Genomic DNA, 16,933 nt, shown 5'->3' with positions numbered 1-16,933 from the left:
CGATACACGACGGCCGAGGTCCTGATACGTACGCCGGACACCCTTCGAAGTGCACCTTCCGCCCCCGAAGACCGCACCCGAAGAGGAGTCCCCGTGACCGCCGCCCCCCTGGACACGCTCGCGCAGAACCCGCCAACGGGGATCGCGGCCGCCACCACCGACCTGTCGAAGGCCTACGGCAGCGGCGACACCCGGGTCGTCGCCCTGGACCGGGTCGGTATCACCTTCCGCGAGGGCGAGTTCACCGCGATCATGGGCCCCTCCGGCTCCGGCAAGTCCACCCTGATGCACTGCGCCGCCGGGCTCGACGCGTTCGACTCCGGCTCCGTCCGCATCGGCACCACCGAACTGGGCACGCTCGACGACCGGCAGCTCACCCGGCTGCGCCGCGACCGGATCGGCTTCATCTTCCAGGCGTTCAACCTGCTGCCGACGCTGACCGCGCTGGAGAACATCACGCTGCCGCTGACCATCGCCGGACGCCGTGCCGACCAGCAGTGGCTGGACCGCGTGGTGGCCATGGTCGGCCTCTCCCAGCGCCTCGACCACCGGCCGGCGCAGCTGTCCGGCGGCCAGCAGCAGCGCGTCGCCGTGGCCCGCGCCCTGGCCTCCCGGCCCGCGATCGTCTTCGGCGACGAGCCCACCGGCAACCTCGACTCCCGCGCCGGGGGCGAGGTCCTCGGCTTCCTGCGCGACTCGGTGCGCGAGCTCGGCCAGACCGTGGTCATGGTCACCCACGACCCCGTCGCCGCCGGATACGCCGACCGCGTGGTCTTCCTCGTCGACGGCCGCCTGGTCGACGAGATGGCCCGCCCCACCCCGGACCGGGTCCTGGACGTCATGAAGACCTTCGACACCCGCACCCGCACCAGCTGATCCACCGTCACCCCGGCACCTCCCTCCACCCCGACGTTCCGAAAGCCGCCCATGCTGAGAACAGCCCTGCGCAACGTCCTCGCGCACAAGGCCCGTCTGGCCATGACCGTCCTCGCGGTCTGCCTGGGTGTCGCGTTCGTCTGCGGCACCCTCGTCTTCGCGGACTCCTCCGCCGCGGCCTACCGCGCCGCCGCGTCGCGGAACTTCGCGGACATCGCGGTCACCGTGACCGCGAAGGCCCCTGCTCCGGGAGCCGACGCGGACCGGCGCGGCAGCGTGCTCGACGACGCGCTCGCGCGGAGACTGGCCGCCGTACCCGGTGTCGCCGCCGTGCACCCGTCGGCCGACGGCTCGGCCACCCTGAACGCGGCGGACGGCACTCCGCTGCGGGCCGGCAAGGCGTGGGCGAACCCGGCCGCCGCCTACGTACCGGGCAAGGACGGCAAGGACACCCGCTTTCCGCTGCTCAAGGGCCGCGCCCCGCAGAACGGCGGGGAGATCGCCGTGGACAGCGGCACCGCCGCCGCCGGCCGGTTCGGCATCGGCGACACGATCACGCTGGCCACCGACGGCCCGGTCATGACCAAACGGCTCGTCGGCATCGTCACCGCCAAGGACACCCGGGTGACGACCGGCGGCACCCTCGCCCTGTTCGACAAGGCCACCGCCCAGCGGCTGTTCGCGTCCCCCGGCCACTACACCGGGATCGATCTGTCCGCCGCACCCGGCACCGACCAGGTCGAACTCGCCGACCGGGTCACCGCCCGACTCCCGGCCGACCGGGCCGAGGCCACCAGCGGCGCCGCCCAGGCCGCCCAGCAGGCCACCTACGTCGACACCCTGACCCGGGGCTACGAGAAGCTGCCGATGGTCTTCGCCGGGATCTCGCTGTTCATCGGCTCGTTCCTGGTCGTCAACACCTTCACCATGCTCGTCTCACGGCGCACCCGGGAGATCGCGCTCCTGCGGGCGATCGGCGCCGAACGCCGCCAGGTGGTCCGCTCCGTCCTGCTGGAGGCGCTGCTGCTCGGCCTCGCCGCGTCGGCGGCCGGCTTCCTGCTCGGCCTGGGCATCGCCTCCGTACTGCCCGACGTCCTGGGCGGCGCCGAGGACCCGCTGCCCAACGGCCCCCTGGTGATCGGCCCGCGCCCCGTCGTGGCGGCGCTCGGCGTGGGCGTGGGGGTCACCGTGCTCGCCGCGTGGCTGCCGTCCCGCAGGGCGGCGAAGGTCGCGCCCGTCGAGGCGATGCGCTCGGCCGAGCAGCCGCCCTCGGCCACCCGCTCCCGGATCCGCGGCGCGGTGGGGCTGGTGCTCCTCGTCCTCGGCGCCGGGCTGCTGGTGTCGCTGACGGGGGCGAAGGACGCCTCGGTGGAGAACCTCCAGAGCGCGATGTTCGGCTGCGCCGTCCTCGTCATCGCCATGATCATGCTGGCGCCGCTGCTCGCCGCCCCCGTGATCCGGCTGACCGGCCGCCTGACCGGCCGCTTCGGGATCACCGGTCACCTCGCACGGGAGAACGCGCTGCGCGACCCGCGGCGCACCGCGGCCACCGCCGCCACCTTGATGATCAGTACGGCCCTGGTCACCGGACTCGCCGTCATCGGCGACTCCACCGGGCAGGCTCTCGACCGTCAGGCCGCCGCCGGCCTCGGCGCCGACTACGTCATCAGCACCCGCACCGCCACGACCGGCATCGACCCGGCCGCGGTACGACGGGTCGCCGACACCTCCGGGGTGCGGACCGCGGCCGCCGTCACCGACTCCACCCTGTTCCTCGGCGGCAACGTCCGGCAGATCTCCGGCGTCGACCCCGACGCCGTGCCCGCCGTCATGAAGCTCGACTTCGTCAGCGGCTCCGTAAAGGACCTCGGTCCGGGCCGGATCGCCGTCTCCGGCACCACCGCCCGCGAACACGGCGTGCGCACCGGCGGCAAGCTCAACGCCCGCATGGGCCAGAGCCAGGACCTCAAGCAGTACACGGTCGTGGGCGTCTACAAGGACAACCCCGTCGCCCACGACGCACTGGGCGCCCGCGGCGAGGTGCAGCGCAGCAGCTTCCAGCCCGGCTCCGTCCAGCGCATCCTCGTCCGCACCGACGACGGCGCGGTGTCGAAGACCACCGCGGACCGGCTGCGCGCCGCCGTGGGCAACAGCCCGCTGCTGACGGTGCAGGACCGGGAGGCACTCGTCCACGAGTCCGCCGGCGTCCTGGGCAACCTGCTGACCCTGATGTACGGGCTGCTGGCCATCGGCGTCGTGATCGCCTCGCTCGGCATCGTCAACACCCTGGCCATGTCGGTCGCGGAACGCACCCGCGAGATCGGCGTACTGCGCGCCATCGGCATGGACCGCGCCGGCGTCCGCCGGATGATCCGCCTGGAGGCGGTGACCGTCGCCGCCTTCGGCACGCTACTGGGCCTGGCGGGCGGCCTGTTCGGGGCCTGGGCGGTGGGCGCACTGGCCAACGGCGCGATGGAGCACTACTCCCTCGCACTGCCGTGGGGAACGCTGCTCCTCGTCGTCCTGACCTCCCTCACGATCGGCGCGCTCGCGGCCACCGTCCCGGCCCGCCGGGCGGCCGCCCTCGGCCCTCTGGAGGCCGTGGCGGAGATCTGACGGCCGGCTCTTCGCGGCGGGCTCCGAAGCGTGAAACCCCCACCGGCTCACCGGCATTGCAGCGCCGCGTACAGATCGAGCTTGTGGTCCAGGCGGGACAGGTCGCGGCCGGTGAGCGACTCGATGCGCTGGATGCGGTAGTGCACGGTGTTCACGTGCAGGTGCAGGGCCTCGGCGGTGCGGGCCCAGGAGCCGTTGTGCGCGAGGTAGGTCTCCAGGGTGTGCAGGAGTGCGCGCCGGGTGGCGTCGGTCTCGTCGGTCAGGGGGGCGAGGGTGCGTGCGGTGAAGGCGGTGCGTACGGAGTGGGGGACGCCGGCGAGCAGGGTGGCGAGCGTGGTCATGTCGTGCGTGCCGGACAGCCGGCTGCGTCGGGGTGCGGTGGTGCGGGCGGCGGTGAGGGCGTAGCGGGCCTGGGTCAGGCCGCTCGCGAGGAGCTCCGCCGTCCGCACCGTCGCGCCGAGGCCGCCGTGCAGGGGGGTGCGCGGGGTGCGGGCGGTCAGCAGGGGCCAGATGTCGTTCAGTGGGACGCCCTGTGGCCCTTGCGGGTCCGCGGTCCGCTCGGCGAGGTGGACCACCGCCGCCGCCGCCGTGCCGTCCGGGAGGGCGCCGGCGGCGAAGGGCGGGGGGCCGGGGAGGTGGTGGACCGCTTCGGTGAGGGCGGCCGACGCCGAGGGGCCGGACGCCGGGGTGGTCTGCGGGCCGACCGCGGCGGCGATCACCTGGTACGGGCCCTCCTCGGGCAGGCCGCAGGCCCGTAGGGCGGTGCGCAGCGCCGGGGCGCTCGGTGCGGGGGAGGCCTCGTCGAGGAGGGCGAGGAGTTCGGCCGCGTGGTGCCGGGCCTCGGTCTCCTCGCCGAGGCGCCGTTCCTGGTGCTGGGCGAGGACGTCGGCTATCTCGTGCAGCAGGCGGGGCGGGGCCTCGTCGGGATGGTGCAGATACAGGTGCCAGCTGTCGTATGCGGTGGCGTCCGTCTCGATGCGCAGGCTGAAGCCGGAGGGACGGGTGAGCTGCCGGATGGCCTGGGCCGGGGAGAGCCGTGGGGCGGCGGGGGTGCGGGCGACGGTGCGGCCGGTCGCGGTCAGCAGATGGCAGGCCGGGGCGCCGAGGTGGGCGAGGGCGCGGTCGAGCAGGGTGGCGGCGTCCGCGCCCTCTTCGAGCAGGCGGCTCAGTTCGATGCGGACGTTCTCGGGGAGTACGTGGTGGTCGGAGGGGCGCCGGCTCAGGTCGCCCCACTGCCGGAGGTAGACGGCGTCGATGATGGCGCGGAAGTTGGTGTGCACGGGCACCGCGACCAGCGCGATCCCGTGGGAGCGGCAGGCGTCGACGAGCGCGTCGGGGATGGTGCCGTGGGTCTCCTCACCGGCGAGCAGGGCGGCGGCGCCGGCGGTGGCGAGGGCCGCGACGAACCGGTCGACCTTCGCCTGACCCTCGTCCGGGCTCCACCAGACGAGTCCGCTGAGCACGACCTCGCCGGCCCGCAGGAAGCGCGTCGCGTCCTCCAGGTCGGTGGCGGTGACTCCGCTGATCTCCCGGGCGAGCACGGGGCCGTCGCCCCACAGCAGTTTCAGGTCGAGGGAGGTGTGCCGGAGGAGGTCGTCGACGTGCATGGGTGGTGGCTCCTTGGTGCGGGTTCGCCTGCCGGGCTGCGGTCACGGCTCCTCACATTCGCAAGGCGAGTGCAAGTTCCAGCATCGTAAATGCGAGGTGTTCCGGTCGGAATCCCTCTTGGTTGGTCCTCCAGCGGCGGGCCCGGCCGGGTCGTCTTTTCCGTGGTGGGAACCAGTCGTGCCGGCCGCCGCCGCGTTGCTTCACTGGCGACCACATCACTCGGCACCGGCCGAAAGTGCCCGTCCGGCCGCGCCTCGCGGCCCGCGGTTGGAGATGGCCTGCCCCATGGATCTCAATACGGTCGTCGAAGTACGCGACGCCCGCCGCCACACGCCCTGGCGCCCGGGCGACGGCTGGCTGGGCGGCGGCACCTATCTCTTCTCCGAGCCGCAGCCGCATCTGCGGCGCCTGCTCGACCTGAGCCGGATGGGCTGGCCCCCGGTCCAGCGGCTGCCGGACGGCTCCCTGGAGATCGCCGCCACCTGCACCATCGCCCAGCTCTCGGGCCGGGCGAGGACGCTGGACGCCGCCGCGGCGCCGCTGTTCGAGCAGTGCTGCCGGGCCTTCCTCGCCTCGTTCAAGATCTGGAACATGGCCACGGTGGGCGGCAACCTCTGCAACGCCCTGCCGGCCGGGCCGATGATCTCGCTGACCGCCGCCCTCGAAGGGACCTGCCTGCTGCTGGCCCAGGACGGCTCGACCCGCCGGGTCCATGTCGTGGACTTCGTGACGGGGGCGGGCCGAAAGGTCCTCGGCGAGGGCGAGTTGCTGCGCTCGGTCACGCTGCCCGCCCGCGCCCTGGCCGCGCGCACGGCCTTCCGTCAGGTGTCCCTGTACGGTCTGGGCCGGTCCGCGGCCCTGGTCATCGGCACCGTCGACCCGGTCGACGGATCGTTCGCCCTGACGGTCACGGCGGCGACCGTGCGGCCGTTCCGGCTGTGGTTCCCGCTGCCGCCCCGCGCCGCCGAGCTGCGGACGGCCCTCGCCCGCACCGTGCCCGACGCGGCCTGGTTCGATGACATCCACGGGCTGCCCGCCTGGGGGCGGCATATGGCCTTCCGCCTGGCCGAGGAGGTGCGCCGCGAGCTGGCGGACGAAGACCGGGCCGGCGTACGCGAAGAGGGGTACCTGCGATGACCTATGAGATCGAGATCAACCGGCAGCGGTTCGAGGCCGAGCCGCGCCCCGGGCAGTGCCTGCGCACCTATCTGCGCGAGCGCGGCTGGTTCGGCGTGAAGAAGGGCTGCGATGCCGGGGACTGCGGGGCCTGCACGGTCCATGTCGACGGCGAGCCGGTGCACAGCTGCCTGTATCCGGCGGTGCGCGCCGAGGGCCGCGGCGTCACCACCGTCGAGGGCCTGGCCTCACCGGAAGGCGAACTCCACCCGGTGCAGCGGAAGTTCCTCGACGCACAGGGCTTCCAGTGCGGTTTCTGCACGGCCGGGTTCCTGATGACCACGGCCGCCCTGGAGTCCGAGCGCGGCGGCGATCGCGACGACGGCAAGCTCGACGATCTGCCGCGCGCCTTCAAGGGCAACCTGTGCCGCTGCACCGGATACCGCGCGATCGAGGACGCCGTACGGGGTGTACGCCATACCGAACTCCCCTGCGCGGGCAAGGCCGTGGGGTCCAGCCTCGGCGCCCCGGCCGGCCCGCAGGTGGTGACGGGCACCGCCCGCTACACCTTCGACGTCGAGGTCCCCGGCCTGCTGCACATGAAGCTGCTGCGCTCCCCGCACCCGCACGCCCGGATCGTCGCCATCGACACCTCCGAGGCCCTCCAAGTGCCGGGCGTACAGGCGGTGTTCACCCACGAGGACGCGCCCGACGTGCGGTACTCCTCGGCCCGCCACGAGCACCCCACCGAGGATCCCGACGACACCCGGGTCCTGGACAGCGTCGTGCGGTACGTCGGCCAGCGCGTCGCCGCCGTGGTCGCGGACAGCGAGCAGGCCGCCGAGGAGGGCTGCCGCCGCATCGAGGTGACGTACGAGCCGCTCCCGCACGTCACCGACCCGGAGGCGGCGATGGCGCCGGGCGCGCCCGCCCTGCACGGGGACAAGGGGGCGGATGCCCGTATCGCCCGCGCCGAGAGCAATGTGGCCGGCGAGGTGCACGGCGAGATCGGTGACGTCGAGGCGGGCTTCGCCGAGGCGGACGTCGTCCACGAGGAGACCTTCCGCACCCAGCGGGTGCAGCACGCCAGCCTGGAGACCCACGGCTGCGTGGCGTACTTCGAGGACAAGGAGGACGGCACGGGCGAGCGGCTCACCGTCCGCTCCTCGACCCAGACGCCGTTCCTGACCAGGCGGGCGCTGTGCGCACTGTTCTCGCTGCCGCAGGACGAGGTCCGGGTGGTCGCGGGCCGGGTGGGCGGCGGCTTCGGGGGCAAGCAGGAGATGCTGACCGAGGACGTCGTGACGCTGGCGGCGCTGCGGCTGCGGCGTCCGGTGAAGCTGGAGTACACCCGGGCCGAGCAGTTCTACGGGGCCACCACCCGCCACCCCTTCCTCATCACCATCAAGCTGGGGGCCCGCGCCGACGGCACGCTGACCGCCGTGCGGATGCGGGTGGTGGCCAACACGGGGGCGTACGGCAATCACGGCCCGGCGGTGATGTTCCACAGCGTCGGCGAGTCCTTCGCCGTCTACCGGGCCCCGCACAAGAAGGTCGACGCGTACTCCGTCTACACCAACTGCGTTCCGGCGGGCGCCTTCCGCGGCTACGGCCTCGGGCAGGTCACCTTCGCCGTCGAGTCGGCCATGGACGAGGTGGCCCGGCGCCTGGGCCTGGACCCGCTGGTCTTCCGGGAGCGCAACGTCATCGGGGCGGGCGAGCCGATGCTCAGCCCGATCGGCGAGGAGGAGGACCTGCACATCGCCTCGTACGGGCTGGACCAGTGCCTGTCCGTGGTCCGCCGGGCCATCGCCGAGGACCGCGGAGACGAGCGGGTCCCGGCGGGCTGGCTGGTCGGGCAGGGCACCGCCCTGGCGATGATCGCGACCGGTCCGCCCGGCGGCCACTACGCCGATGCGACGGTCGGCCTCCTCGCCGACGGTACCTACGACATCGCGGTCGGCACCGCCGAATTCGGCAACGGCACCACCACCGTGCACAAGCAGATCACGGCGGGCGCCCTCAACACGACGCCGGACCGCCTGGCGATCCGGCAGTCCGACACCGATGTCGTCCGCCATGACACGGGCGCCTTCGGTTCGGCGGGCACGGTCGTCGCCGGCAAGGCGGTGCTGCTGGCCGCGACGTCGCTGGCCGAACGGCTCGCGGCGTTCGCCGCCCGGTACACCGGCGTCGCCCGGCACCTGTGCACGCTCGGCGCCGAGGAGTTCGACTGCGCGGGGCGCGTCGTGACGCTCAAGGAGCTGTACGAGGCCGCTCACGCGCGGGGAGCGCAGGAGGAGCTGACGGCGGACGGGCACTGGGGCGGCAGCCCGCGCTCGGTGGCCTTCAACGCCCAGTGGTTCAAGGTCGCCGTCGATCCGGGCACCGGCGAGATGCGGATCCTGCGCAGCGTCCACGCCGCCGACGCGGGCAAGGTCATGAACCCGATGCAGTGCCGGGGCCAGGTGGAGGGCGGGGTCGCGCAGGCGCTCGGCGCCACCCTCTTCGAGAACGTGCGGGTCGACGAGCGCGGCGAGGTGACCACGGCCGCCTTGCGGCGCTACCGGCTGCCGCAGTACGCCGATGTGCCGCGCACCGAGGTCCACTTCACCGAGACGCGGGACGCCATCGGGCCGCTCGGCGCGAAGTCGATGAGCGAGAGCCCGTTCAACCCGGTCGCCCCGGCGTTCGCCAACGCGCTGCGGGACGCGACCGGGGTGCGGTTCACCGAACTGCCGCTGACCCGGGACCGCGTATGGCTCGCCTTGGACGCCTCGGAGTCCGGCTGACCGGAAACCGCCTTACCCCCCTTGCGCCGCCCGGCCTACCGTTGACTCTGTGACCAGATTTGAAATCTGGTCACAGACAGCGGAGGGGGCGCCGTGGAACGGGCGGAGCGGGCCGAGCGCATCCTGGAGGCGGCGGGGGAACTCCTGCTCGCCTGGGGGTACGGGCGGCTGACGATCGAGGAGATCGCCCGGCGCGCCAAGGTCGGCAAGGGAACGGTCTACCTGCACTGGAAGACCAAGGAGGCACTCCTCCTGGCCGTCGTGCTCAAGGCGCAGACCCGCACCCACCAGCGCCAGTTGGAGCGGATGCGCGCCGACCCGTTGCAGGTCCTGCCGAGCCGGCACGTCAGCGGGCTCTTCCTCGACTTCCTCGACGAGCCGGTGCTGCGTGCCCTCTACACCGACGACTCCGACGTGCTCGGCCGGCTCAACGACACCGCCAAGAAGGAGCTCGCCGAGCTGATCGCGCACGGCGACCGGACCCTGTACCGCCACCTCGAAGTGCTGCGCGCACACGGGCTGCTGCGCGACGACACCGATCTGCACCACCAGCAGTACACCCTGATGGCCATCGTCACCGGCTTCTTCACGTCCGAAGCGCTGCTCCACGACCGTGCCCCGGACACCCCGGAGGTACGTGCGGACCTCCTCGCCCGGACGGTCCGGAGCACACTGGAAACGTCGGTCGTGCCCGGCCACGGCCCCTGCCCGGCCCCCGGCTCCGACCCCGTAGCCGACGCCGTCGTCGCGGCCGCGCCCGCGATCATCGCCCTGCACGAGCGGCTGGGGGAGCTGAGGGCGCAGGAGATGCGCCGACAGGTACGCAGCTGATCTTCGAGTCCCACCCTGACTCCACCACTCCAGACCGACTCCCAAACGGAGGAGAACGAGATGTCGGCATTACCCAGCTCTCCGTTCGCCGAGCACGTGGGGAAACACCCGGGCGAGCCGAACGTGATGGATCCGGCGCTGATCGGCGACCCGTTCAGGGGCTACGGCGCGCTGCGCGAGCAGGGCCCGGTCGTCCGCGGGCGGTTCATGGACGACTCACCCGTGTGGTTGGTGACCCGCTTCGAGGAGGTCCGCCAGGTCCTGCGCGACCAGCGGTTCGTGAACAATCCGGTCTCCTCGGCCCTGGGCGATGCGCTCCAGCAGTCGCCGAGGGACCGCATGATGGACATGATGGGCTTCCCGGAGCACCTGCGCGTCTATCTGGCCGGCTCGATCCTCAACAACGACGCCCCCGATCACACCCGGCTCCGCCGCCTCGTGTCGCGCGCCTTCACCGCCCGTAAGATCACCGCGCTGCGCCCGCGCGTCGAGCAGATCGCCGACGAGCTGCTGGCCAGGCTCCCCGAGCATGCCGAGGACGGCGTGGTCGACCTGATCCAGCACTTCAGCTACCCCCTGCCGATCACCGTCATCTGCGAACTCGTCGGCATCCCCGAAGCGGACCGCCCGCTGTGGCGGAAGTGGGGCGCCGACCTCGTCTCGCTGGAGCCGAAACGGCTCGGCCGGACGTTCCCCGCGATGATCGACCACATCCACGAGCTGATCCGCGAACGGCGCGGCGCGCTCACCGACGACCTGCTCAGCGAGCTGATCCAGACCCACGACGACGACGGCAGCCGGCTGAGCGACGTCGAGATGGTCACCATGGTCCTCACCCTCGTCCTGGCCGGCCACGAGACCACCGCGCACCTCATAGCCAACGGCACGGCGGCGCTGCTCACCCACCCCGACCAGCTGCGCCTGCTCAGGGACGACCCGGCGCTGCTTCCCCGCGCGGTGCACGAGCTGATGCGCTGGTGCGGGCCGGTGCACATGACCCAGCTGCGGTACGCCTCCGAGGACATCGAGCTCTCCGGTACGCAGCTCCGCAAGGGCGACGCCGTACAACTCATCCTGGTGTCGGCGAACTACGATCCGCGCCACTACACCGACCCGGACCGCCTCGACCTGACCCGCCACCCCGCGGGCCACGCCGAGAACCATGTGGGCTTCGGGCACGGGCCGCACTACTGCCTGGGGGCCTCGCTCGCCAGGCAGGAGGGCGAGGTCGCGTTCGGCAAACTGCTGGCGCGCTTCCCGGAGGTGTCGCTGGGTGTCGAACCGGAGCAGTTGGAGCGGTTGCCGCTGCCCGGCAACTGGCGGCTGGCGGCACTGCCGCTGCGGTTGGGGTAACCGCCGTCGGGGGGACACGGGGGAGCGGGCCGGCGTTCCCCGTGCCCGTAGGGCCGGGCGGCGTTCCGTGGTGACAACAGGGGGCCGGCGCCGCCCGGAGGCGTGCCTTGGTAGGCGGCAGTCGCCGGCGCCGCCCGGTGGCGTTACTGCCCGCCGTCCACCTGCACCCGCCAGGTGACCGGCTGCGCGCCCTGCCCCTCGCCGGTGAAGACGACGGCAGCCGGGGCATCGCCCTTCGGCAGCAGGTGGATCGAGCACTCGGTGACCACGCCGTTCGGCTTGACCATCTTGTACGGCACGGCTTCGGGGCACTTGCCGACCCCGGGCCCACCGATGTCGATCAGCAGCATCCGCTTCACGGTCTGCCCGCCGGCGGTCCGCAGCGCGATCCCCTGGCTCATGCTCGGCAGCAGGTCGTACTTGCCGCTGTTGCGGTACTGCATCGTCACGTAGTACGGGACCATCTTCTTCTGGTCCGCGTCCAGTTCGAAGCGGCTGAGGTCGGCGAGGGAGCCGGTGCGCACGCCCTTGGGGGTGATGCGCAGCGAGACCGGACGGTTGCTGCTGTCCTCCGTGATGCCGTCGGCGGGCACGTCCGGGGCCAGCACCCCCTTGGAGCCGCCCTCGGCGCCGCCGACCGGCCAGATGAGGGTGTCGCCTTCGTCGTCCTTGTAGGAGACGGTCGCCGGCGGCTGCCCCTTGGGCAGCATGAAGATCTGGCAGATCGCCGACGTGGCACCGGCGGCCAGTTCGGCGGCGCCGCCCTCGCGGCACTCGGGCGGCAGACCGGAGCCGGTCGCCAACGGGTTGGACTGGAACAGCGAGACCCGCTGGGCGGCCTCACCGTTCGTCCCGTTGACGGAGAAGTTCCGCGACGGATCCACTCCGCTCAGCGTGCTCCTGGCCGTGTTGGTGTAGGAGAAGGTGAGGTAGTACGGCACCATCCCCTTGAGGTCGTCGTCCAGCCGGATGTGCGAGAGGTCGGAGTCCGAGCCGCGGGCGAGCCGGGTGGGCGTGAGCCGCAGCGGATGCGCCTTGTCGTCGGAGTCGGTCCAGGTGGCCGGGCGCGGTGTGGCCTTCATCGGCAGCGGCTTGGCGGGCGTGACGGATTCCGACGCCCCCGGCTTCTTGGCGGTACCGGCCGCGCCGGAGCACCCCACGGCCAGCAGCATCAGCGCGCTGACACCCGCGGCACCAGCGATACGCATCGGCTTCCGCACGACAAACCCCCGTTGTTCTGTGCCGTCTGGCGCCTCACCACACGGCCGTCGACCCTCGTCGCTCTCCGGCTTCCGCAACCCCGTCCGGCCCGGCCGGGCAGTCAGGTTAGCCGCCCCGGGAAGGGGGAACGGCCCCGCCCCCGGGCCCCGGACTCGGGGCGGCCGGTCCGCCCTCAGCGCGGACGGCTCGCCTTCAGCGAGTACATGAGGGGGGTGCGGGGGCGGTCCCCGGGAAAGCGGTAGTAGCCGTCGTCGTCGCGGCGCAGGGCCGTGAAGCGCTGGAACATCGTCATGTCGTGCTCGTGCAGGAAGTCGATGCGCAGACCGGCGCCGGCGAGGGCGGAGACGACCTCGCCGAGCGGGTGCTGCCATTCGACGCTGCGGTTGTTGACCGTCGGCGCGTCGAAGTCCGTGTACGTACCGGGGATTTCGTCGACCCAGGCGTCCCGGCTGAAGTAGTCGTGGATGATGCGCGACCCGGTCTCGTCGTCCAGCACATCGCACAGCGGGTGGAACTCGGCGAGGTAGAGAAACCCGCCCGGGGCGACGAGGGAGGCGGCGGTGTCGGCCCAGCGTTCCAGGTCCGGGAGCCAGTTCAGGGCCCCGATGCCGGTGTAGACGATGTCGTACGCGGGGTCGGGGACGGCTTCGGCGGCGTCATAGACGTCGGCGGCGACGAAGGTCGCGCGCTCCGGCGCGTAGCCGAGTTCGGCGGCCAGCTCACGGGCCGTTTCGACGGCCTGCTCGGAGAAGTCCAGGCCGACGACGCGGGCGGCGCCGCGGTGGGCCCAGGAGAGGGTGTCCTGTCCGAAGTGGCACTGGAGGTGGAGCAGGGACCGGCCGGTGACGTCGCCGACCTCGGCGACCTCGAAGTCGCGGATGACGTCCCGGGCCCGGCGGAATCGGTCCTGGTCGTAATAATCGCTCGCGGTGTGGATGGCCACGCGCTCGTCCCACCTGGCGCGATTGGCCTCCCGCCAGTCGTCGGGGCCGCTATGTCCTTGCATACGACGAAGTTATCCACAGCCTTGCGGCCCTCGCCAACGCAATTCGAGCGCCGGGCGCAGAATGGGCCCATGACTGACGAGACGACCGCAGGCCCAGCCCCCTCCATCGATCCGACCGCCCCGGCGACCGCAGCCGACCGCTCCCCCGGGACGGGCCCGGCCGGGCCGATAGCGGGCACGGAGATGCCCGACTGGGAGAAGCGCTTCCGCGCGCCGCGGATCGGGCTGCCGGACTGGGCCGAGGACGCCCCGGACCGCTCCCTGTTCGTCTCGAACGCCACCGGCACCTTCGAGCTGTACACCTGGGACCGGGCGACGGGCGGGCAGCGCCAGGCCACGGACCGGCCGAACGGCACGACGGACGGCACGCTGTCGCCTGACGGCGAGTGGATCTGGTGGTTCTCGGACACCGACGGGGACGAGTTCGGCGTCTGGATGCGCCAACCGTTCGGCGGCGGCCCGGACGAACCGGCCACCCCGGGCCTGACCCCCTCGTACCCCGGCGGCCTGGCGATCGGCCGCGACGGGACGGCGGTCGTCGGCTGCTCCACGGACGAGGACGGCTCGACGGTCCATGTCGTACGGCCGGGGCAGCCGCCGGTGGAGATCTACCGCCATCGGGAGTCGGCGGGCGTCGGCGACCTCTCGCACGACGGCTCGCTGATCGCCATCGAGCACACCGAGCACGGAGACGCGATGCACTCCGCGATCCGCGTGGTGCGGCCCGACGGCTCCGTGGTCGCCGAGCTGGACGACACCAACGGCGGGACCGAGGAGCTGGGCCTGTCGGTGATGGGCTTCGCGCCGGTGGACGGTGACGCCAGACTGCTGGTCGGGCACCAGCGGCGGGGCCGCTGGGAGCCCATGATCTGGGATCCGCTGACCGGTGAGGAGACGGCCCTCGACATCGAGCTGCCCGGAGACGTGGGCGCCGACTGGTATCCGGACGGCTCGGCGCTGCTGGTGGAGCACGAGTACCAGGCGCGCAGCGAGCTGTGGCGCCATGAGCTGGCCGCAGTGGGCGCCCCGGGGCTGACCCGGGTCGAGACCCCGGCCGGCACGGTCTCGGGCGCGACGGCACGGCCGGACGGCACGGTCGAGTTCCTGTGGTCGTCGGCCGCGCAGCCTCCGGAGGTGCGCTCGACGAGCGGCAAGGTGGTGCTGGACCCGCCCGGGATGAAGGCGCCCGGGTCGGTGCCGGTGCGCGACGTCTGGGTGGAGGGCCCCGGGGGCCGTATCCATGCGCTGGTGCAGCAGCCGGCGGGCGACGGCCCCTTCCCGACCGTGTTCGACATCCACGGCGGCCCGACCTGGCACGACAGCGACGCCTTCGCCTCGTCCCCGGCGGCCTGGGTGGACCACGGCTTCGCGGTCGTCCGCGTCAACTACCGCGGCTCGACCGGATACGGCCGCGCCTGGACGGACGCGCTCAAGCACCGCGTCGGCCTGATCGAGCTCGAGGACATCGCCGCGGTGCGCGAGTGGGCGGTCTCGTCCGGCCTGGCGGATCCGGAGCGGCTGGTGCTGGCCGGCGGCTCCTGGGGCGGCTACCTCACGCTGCTGGGGCTGGGCACCCAGCCGGACGCCTGGTCCGTGGGCCTGGCGGCGGTCCCGGTCGCGGACTATGTCACGGCCTACAACGACGAGATGGAAGCCCTCAAGGCGATGGACCGGACCCTGCTGGGCGGCACGCCCGAGGAGGTCCCGGAGCGCTTCGAGGCGTCGTCCCCGCTGACGTATGTGGACGCGGTGCGGGCACCGGTCTATATCTCCGCGGGCGTCAACGACCCCCGCTGCCCGATCCGGCAGGTGGAGAACTACGTCCAGCGGCTGGAGGGGCGCGGCCACCCGCACGAGGTCTACCGCTACGACGCCGGCCATGGCTCCCTCGTCGTGGAAGAGCGCATCAAGCAGGTCCGACTGGAGCTGGAATTCGCCCAGCGCTACGTCATAGAGAGGAAGCGGGAGAGCTGACGCGACAGCGGCTGGGGCAGGGCCTCTTCCGGCGCTGCCCCGCCGCCCCACCACACCGAACGCCTGGGACCGGCCTTCGCTCAGGGCGGCCCTGGCTCAGCGGGCGGCGTGATGGGCGAGGGCGGCGTGCGGGTCGGCGCCCTCGGTGGTGTGGTCGGTGTGCACGGTCGCGGCGGTGAGCCGGGGGACGGCGTGGATGAGGGCGTGTTCGGCGGCGACGGCGAGGGCGTGGGCCTGCACCACGGTCAGAGCGGAATCCACGACGATGTCGGCCTCGGCACGCAGGGTGTGCCCTATCCAGCGCATACGGACCTGCCCGACGCCGCGGACACCGTCCACGGTGCGCAGGGCGGTCTCGGCGGTGTCGATGAAACAGGGGTCGACGGAGTCCATCAGGCGCCGGTAGACCTCGCGGGCTGCGTCGCGCAGGACCATGAGGATGGCGGCGGTGATCAGCAGACCGATGAGGGGGTCGGCCAGGCGCCAGCCCAGGGCGGCGCCACCGGCGCCGAACAGGACGGCCAGTGAGGTGAAGCCGTCGGTGCGGGCGTGCAGGCCGTCGGCGACGAGGGCGGCGGAGCCGATCCTGCGGCCGGTGCGGATGCGGTAGCGGGCCACCCACTCGTTGCCGACGCATCCGACCAAGGCGGCCAGCGCCACCGCCCACAGGTGCGTGACATCACGGGGGTGCAGCAAGCGGTCGACGGCTTCATAGCCGGCCAGGAGGGAGGAAGCGGCGATGGTCAGCACGATGGCGATACCGGCGAGGTCTTCGGCACGGCCGTAGCCGTAGGTGTAGCGGCGGTTCGCGGCGCGGCGGCCCAGGACGAACGCGATGCCCAGCGGGACGGCGGTAAGGGCGTCGGCACCGTTGTGGATCGTGTCACCGAGCAGTGCCACCGACCCGGACATCCCCACGATCACAGCCTGGAACGCACAGGTCAGACCGAGGATGCCGAGCGAGAGCCAGAGGGTGCGCATCCCCTCCCGGGAAGCCTCCATCGCGGTGTCGACCTTGTCCATGGCCTCGTGGCTGTGCGGGGTGACCAGGTGGACGAACTGGTGCCGCAGCCGCGCCCACCACCCGGCACGGTGGTGATCGTGGGCGGCGACATGGCCACCGTGGGCGGTGTGGCCGGCATGGGCACCGGGGGCAGCCTGACCGTGGTGATCTGCGTGGCTGTGGTGGTGACCATCGTGGGCAGCATGCCCTTGATGCGGGGCGGGACCAGTGCCGTGGTCGTGGCCGTGGTGGACGGGGTGCGGGTCAGCGGGTGTATGGCGGTCGGCGGGTGCTTGGTCGTGACCGGGGTCGGCGCTGTGCGGGTGGTCATGGCCGTGCGCGTGGGAGTGGTTGCCTGCCATACGGCCTACCGTGGCACGCCGAATCGATTGCGGCTACAACGGTCATACGTCCGCTGACCAGGTGCAAGACCATTGCAGGTGGGGGTGGGGAGGGTGGGGGCGGGGAGGGTGGGGGCGGGCCCCCGGGGGGGACGGGGAAGCCCCCCAAGCCGCCCTCCCCCACACAACCCCCACC

The 16,933-nt window shown here is 72.6% G+C and carries 11 protein-coding genes; 7 read left to right on the top strand and 4 right to left on the bottom strand.

Annotation, left to right across the window (positions count from 1 at the left end; translation table 11 throughout):
- Positions 1-108: 108 nt before the first annotated feature.
- Positions 109-876: an ABC transporter ATP-binding protein gene (locus WAB15_RS22590; protein WP_399151043.1), complete on the top strand. Its 768-nt coding sequence runs from the start codon at positions 109-111 to the stop codon at positions 874-876.
- A 51-nt stretch (positions 877-927) separates the two neighbouring features.
- On the top strand, positions 928-3,492 hold the full coding sequence (locus WAB15_RS22585; protein WP_407287358.1) for an ABC transporter permease: 2,565 nt from the start codon (positions 928-930) through the stop codon (positions 3,490-3,492).
- Positions 3,493-3,539: 47 nt separating this feature from the next.
- Here the strand turns inward: WAB15_RS22585 and WAB15_RS22580 are convergent, their stop codons facing one another.
- Entirely contained in the window at positions 3,540-5,099 is a 1,560-nt protein-coding gene (locus tag WAB15_RS22580; RefSeq protein ID WP_407287357.1) for a helix-turn-helix domain-containing protein, read from the bottom strand.
- Positions 5,100-5,385: 286 nt separating this feature from the next.
- Between WAB15_RS22580 and WAB15_RS22575 the strand changes: the two genes are divergently transcribed.
- From WAB15_RS22575 to WAB15_RS22560, 4 genes are all read left to right on the top strand, one after another.
- Positions 5,386-6,237: an FAD binding domain-containing protein gene (locus WAB15_RS22575; RefSeq protein ID WP_407287356.1), complete on the top strand. Its 852-nt coding sequence runs from the start codon at positions 5,386-5,388 to the stop codon at positions 6,235-6,237.
- Positions 6,234-9,008, top strand: a complete 2,775-nt coding sequence (locus tag WAB15_RS22570) for a molybdopterin-dependent oxidoreductase (protein ID WP_407287355.1) — start codon at positions 6,234-6,236, stop codon at positions 9,006-9,008. The genes WAB15_RS22575 and WAB15_RS22570 overlap by 4 nt, the downstream gene beginning before the upstream one ends.
- Positions 9,009-9,101: 93 nt before the next feature.
- A complete protein-coding gene (locus tag WAB15_RS22565) occupies positions 9,102-9,839 on the top strand; it encodes a TetR/AcrR family transcriptional regulator (RefSeq protein ID WP_407287354.1) in 738 nt (245 codons plus the stop codon).
- Positions 9,840-9,899: 60 nt separating this feature from the next.
- Positions 9,900-11,192, top strand: coding sequence for a cytochrome P450 (locus WAB15_RS22560; RefSeq protein WP_407287353.1), 1,293 nt, complete (start codon positions 9,900-9,902; stop codon positions 11,190-11,192).
- A 143-nt stretch (positions 11,193-11,335) separates the two neighbouring features.
- Here WAB15_RS22560 and WAB15_RS22555 read toward each other — a convergent pair whose 3' ends face one another.
- Positions 11,336-12,400: a hypothetical protein gene (locus tag WAB15_RS22555; RefSeq protein WP_407287352.1), complete on the bottom strand. Its 1,065-nt coding sequence runs from the start codon at positions 12,398-12,400 to the stop codon at positions 11,336-11,338.
- Between the two features lie 185 nt (positions 12,401-12,585).
- Positions 12,586-13,419 (bottom strand): class I SAM-dependent methyltransferase, encoded by an 834-nt coding sequence (locus WAB15_RS22550; RefSeq protein WP_399151039.1) that lies wholly within the window; start codon positions 13,417-13,419, stop codon positions 12,586-12,588.
- Between the two features lie 183 nt (positions 13,420-13,602).
- Between WAB15_RS22550 and WAB15_RS22545 the strand changes: the two genes are divergently transcribed.
- On the top strand, positions 13,603-15,393 hold the full coding sequence (locus WAB15_RS22545; RefSeq protein WP_407289269.1) for a S9 family peptidase: 1,791 nt from the start codon (positions 13,603-13,605) through the stop codon (positions 15,391-15,393).
- A 96-nt stretch (positions 15,394-15,489) separates the two neighbouring features.
- On the opposite strand, the gene WAB15_RS22540 is transcribed toward WAB15_RS22545, so the two are convergent.
- On the bottom strand, positions 15,490-16,758 hold the full coding sequence (locus WAB15_RS22540) for a cation diffusion facilitator family transporter (RefSeq protein ID WP_407287351.1): 1,269 nt from the start codon (positions 16,756-16,758) through the stop codon (positions 15,490-15,492).
- Positions 16,759-16,933 lie beyond the last annotated feature (175 nt).

It is taken from the genome of Streptomyces sirii (assembly GCF_045690365.1).
GTDB classification, from domain to species: Bacteria; Actinomycetota; Actinomycetes; order Streptomycetales; family Streptomycetaceae; genus Streptomyces; species Streptomyces sirii.
The sequence above is the reverse complement of the archived record's forward strand: the minus strand, read 5'-3'. Positions and strand labels throughout refer to the sequence as shown.

What these genes read in the sequence shown, in the direction of transcription:
- WAB15_RS22560 (WP_407287353.1), top strand. Translation starts at nt 9,900, where the DNA reads ATGTCGGCATTACCCAGCTCTCCGTTCGCCGAGCACGTGGGGAAACAC.
- WAB15_RS22580 (WP_407287357.1), bottom strand. Translation starts at nt 5,099, where the DNA reads ATGCACGTCGACGACCTCCTCCGGCACACCTCCCTCGACCTGAAACTG.
- WAB15_RS22585 (WP_407287358.1), top strand. Translation starts at nt 928, where the DNA reads ATGCTGAGAACAGCCCTGCGCAACGTCCTCGCGCACAAGGCCCGTCTG.
- WAB15_RS22575 (WP_407287356.1), top strand. Translation starts at nt 5,386, where the DNA reads ATGGATCTCAATACGGTCGTCGAAGTACGCGACGCCCGCCGCCACACG.
- WAB15_RS22555 (WP_407287352.1), bottom strand. Translation starts at nt 12,400, where the DNA reads ATGCGTATCGCTGGTGCCGCGGGTGTCAGCGCGCTGATGCTGCTGGCC.
- WAB15_RS22540 (WP_407287351.1), bottom strand. Translation starts at nt 16,758, where the DNA reads ATGGCAGGCAACCACTCCCACGCGCACGGCCATGACCACCCGCACAGC.
- WAB15_RS22550 (WP_399151039.1), bottom strand. Translation starts at nt 13,419, where the DNA reads ATGCAAGGACATAGCGGCCCCGACGACTGGCGGGAGGCCAATCGCGCC.
- WAB15_RS22570 (WP_407287355.1), top strand. Translation starts at nt 6,234, where the DNA reads ATGACCTATGAGATCGAGATCAACCGGCAGCGGTTCGAGGCCGAGCCG.
- WAB15_RS22545 (WP_407289269.1), top strand. Translation starts at nt 13,603, where the DNA reads ATGCCCGACTGGGAGAAGCGCTTCCGCGCGCCGCGGATCGGGCTGCCG.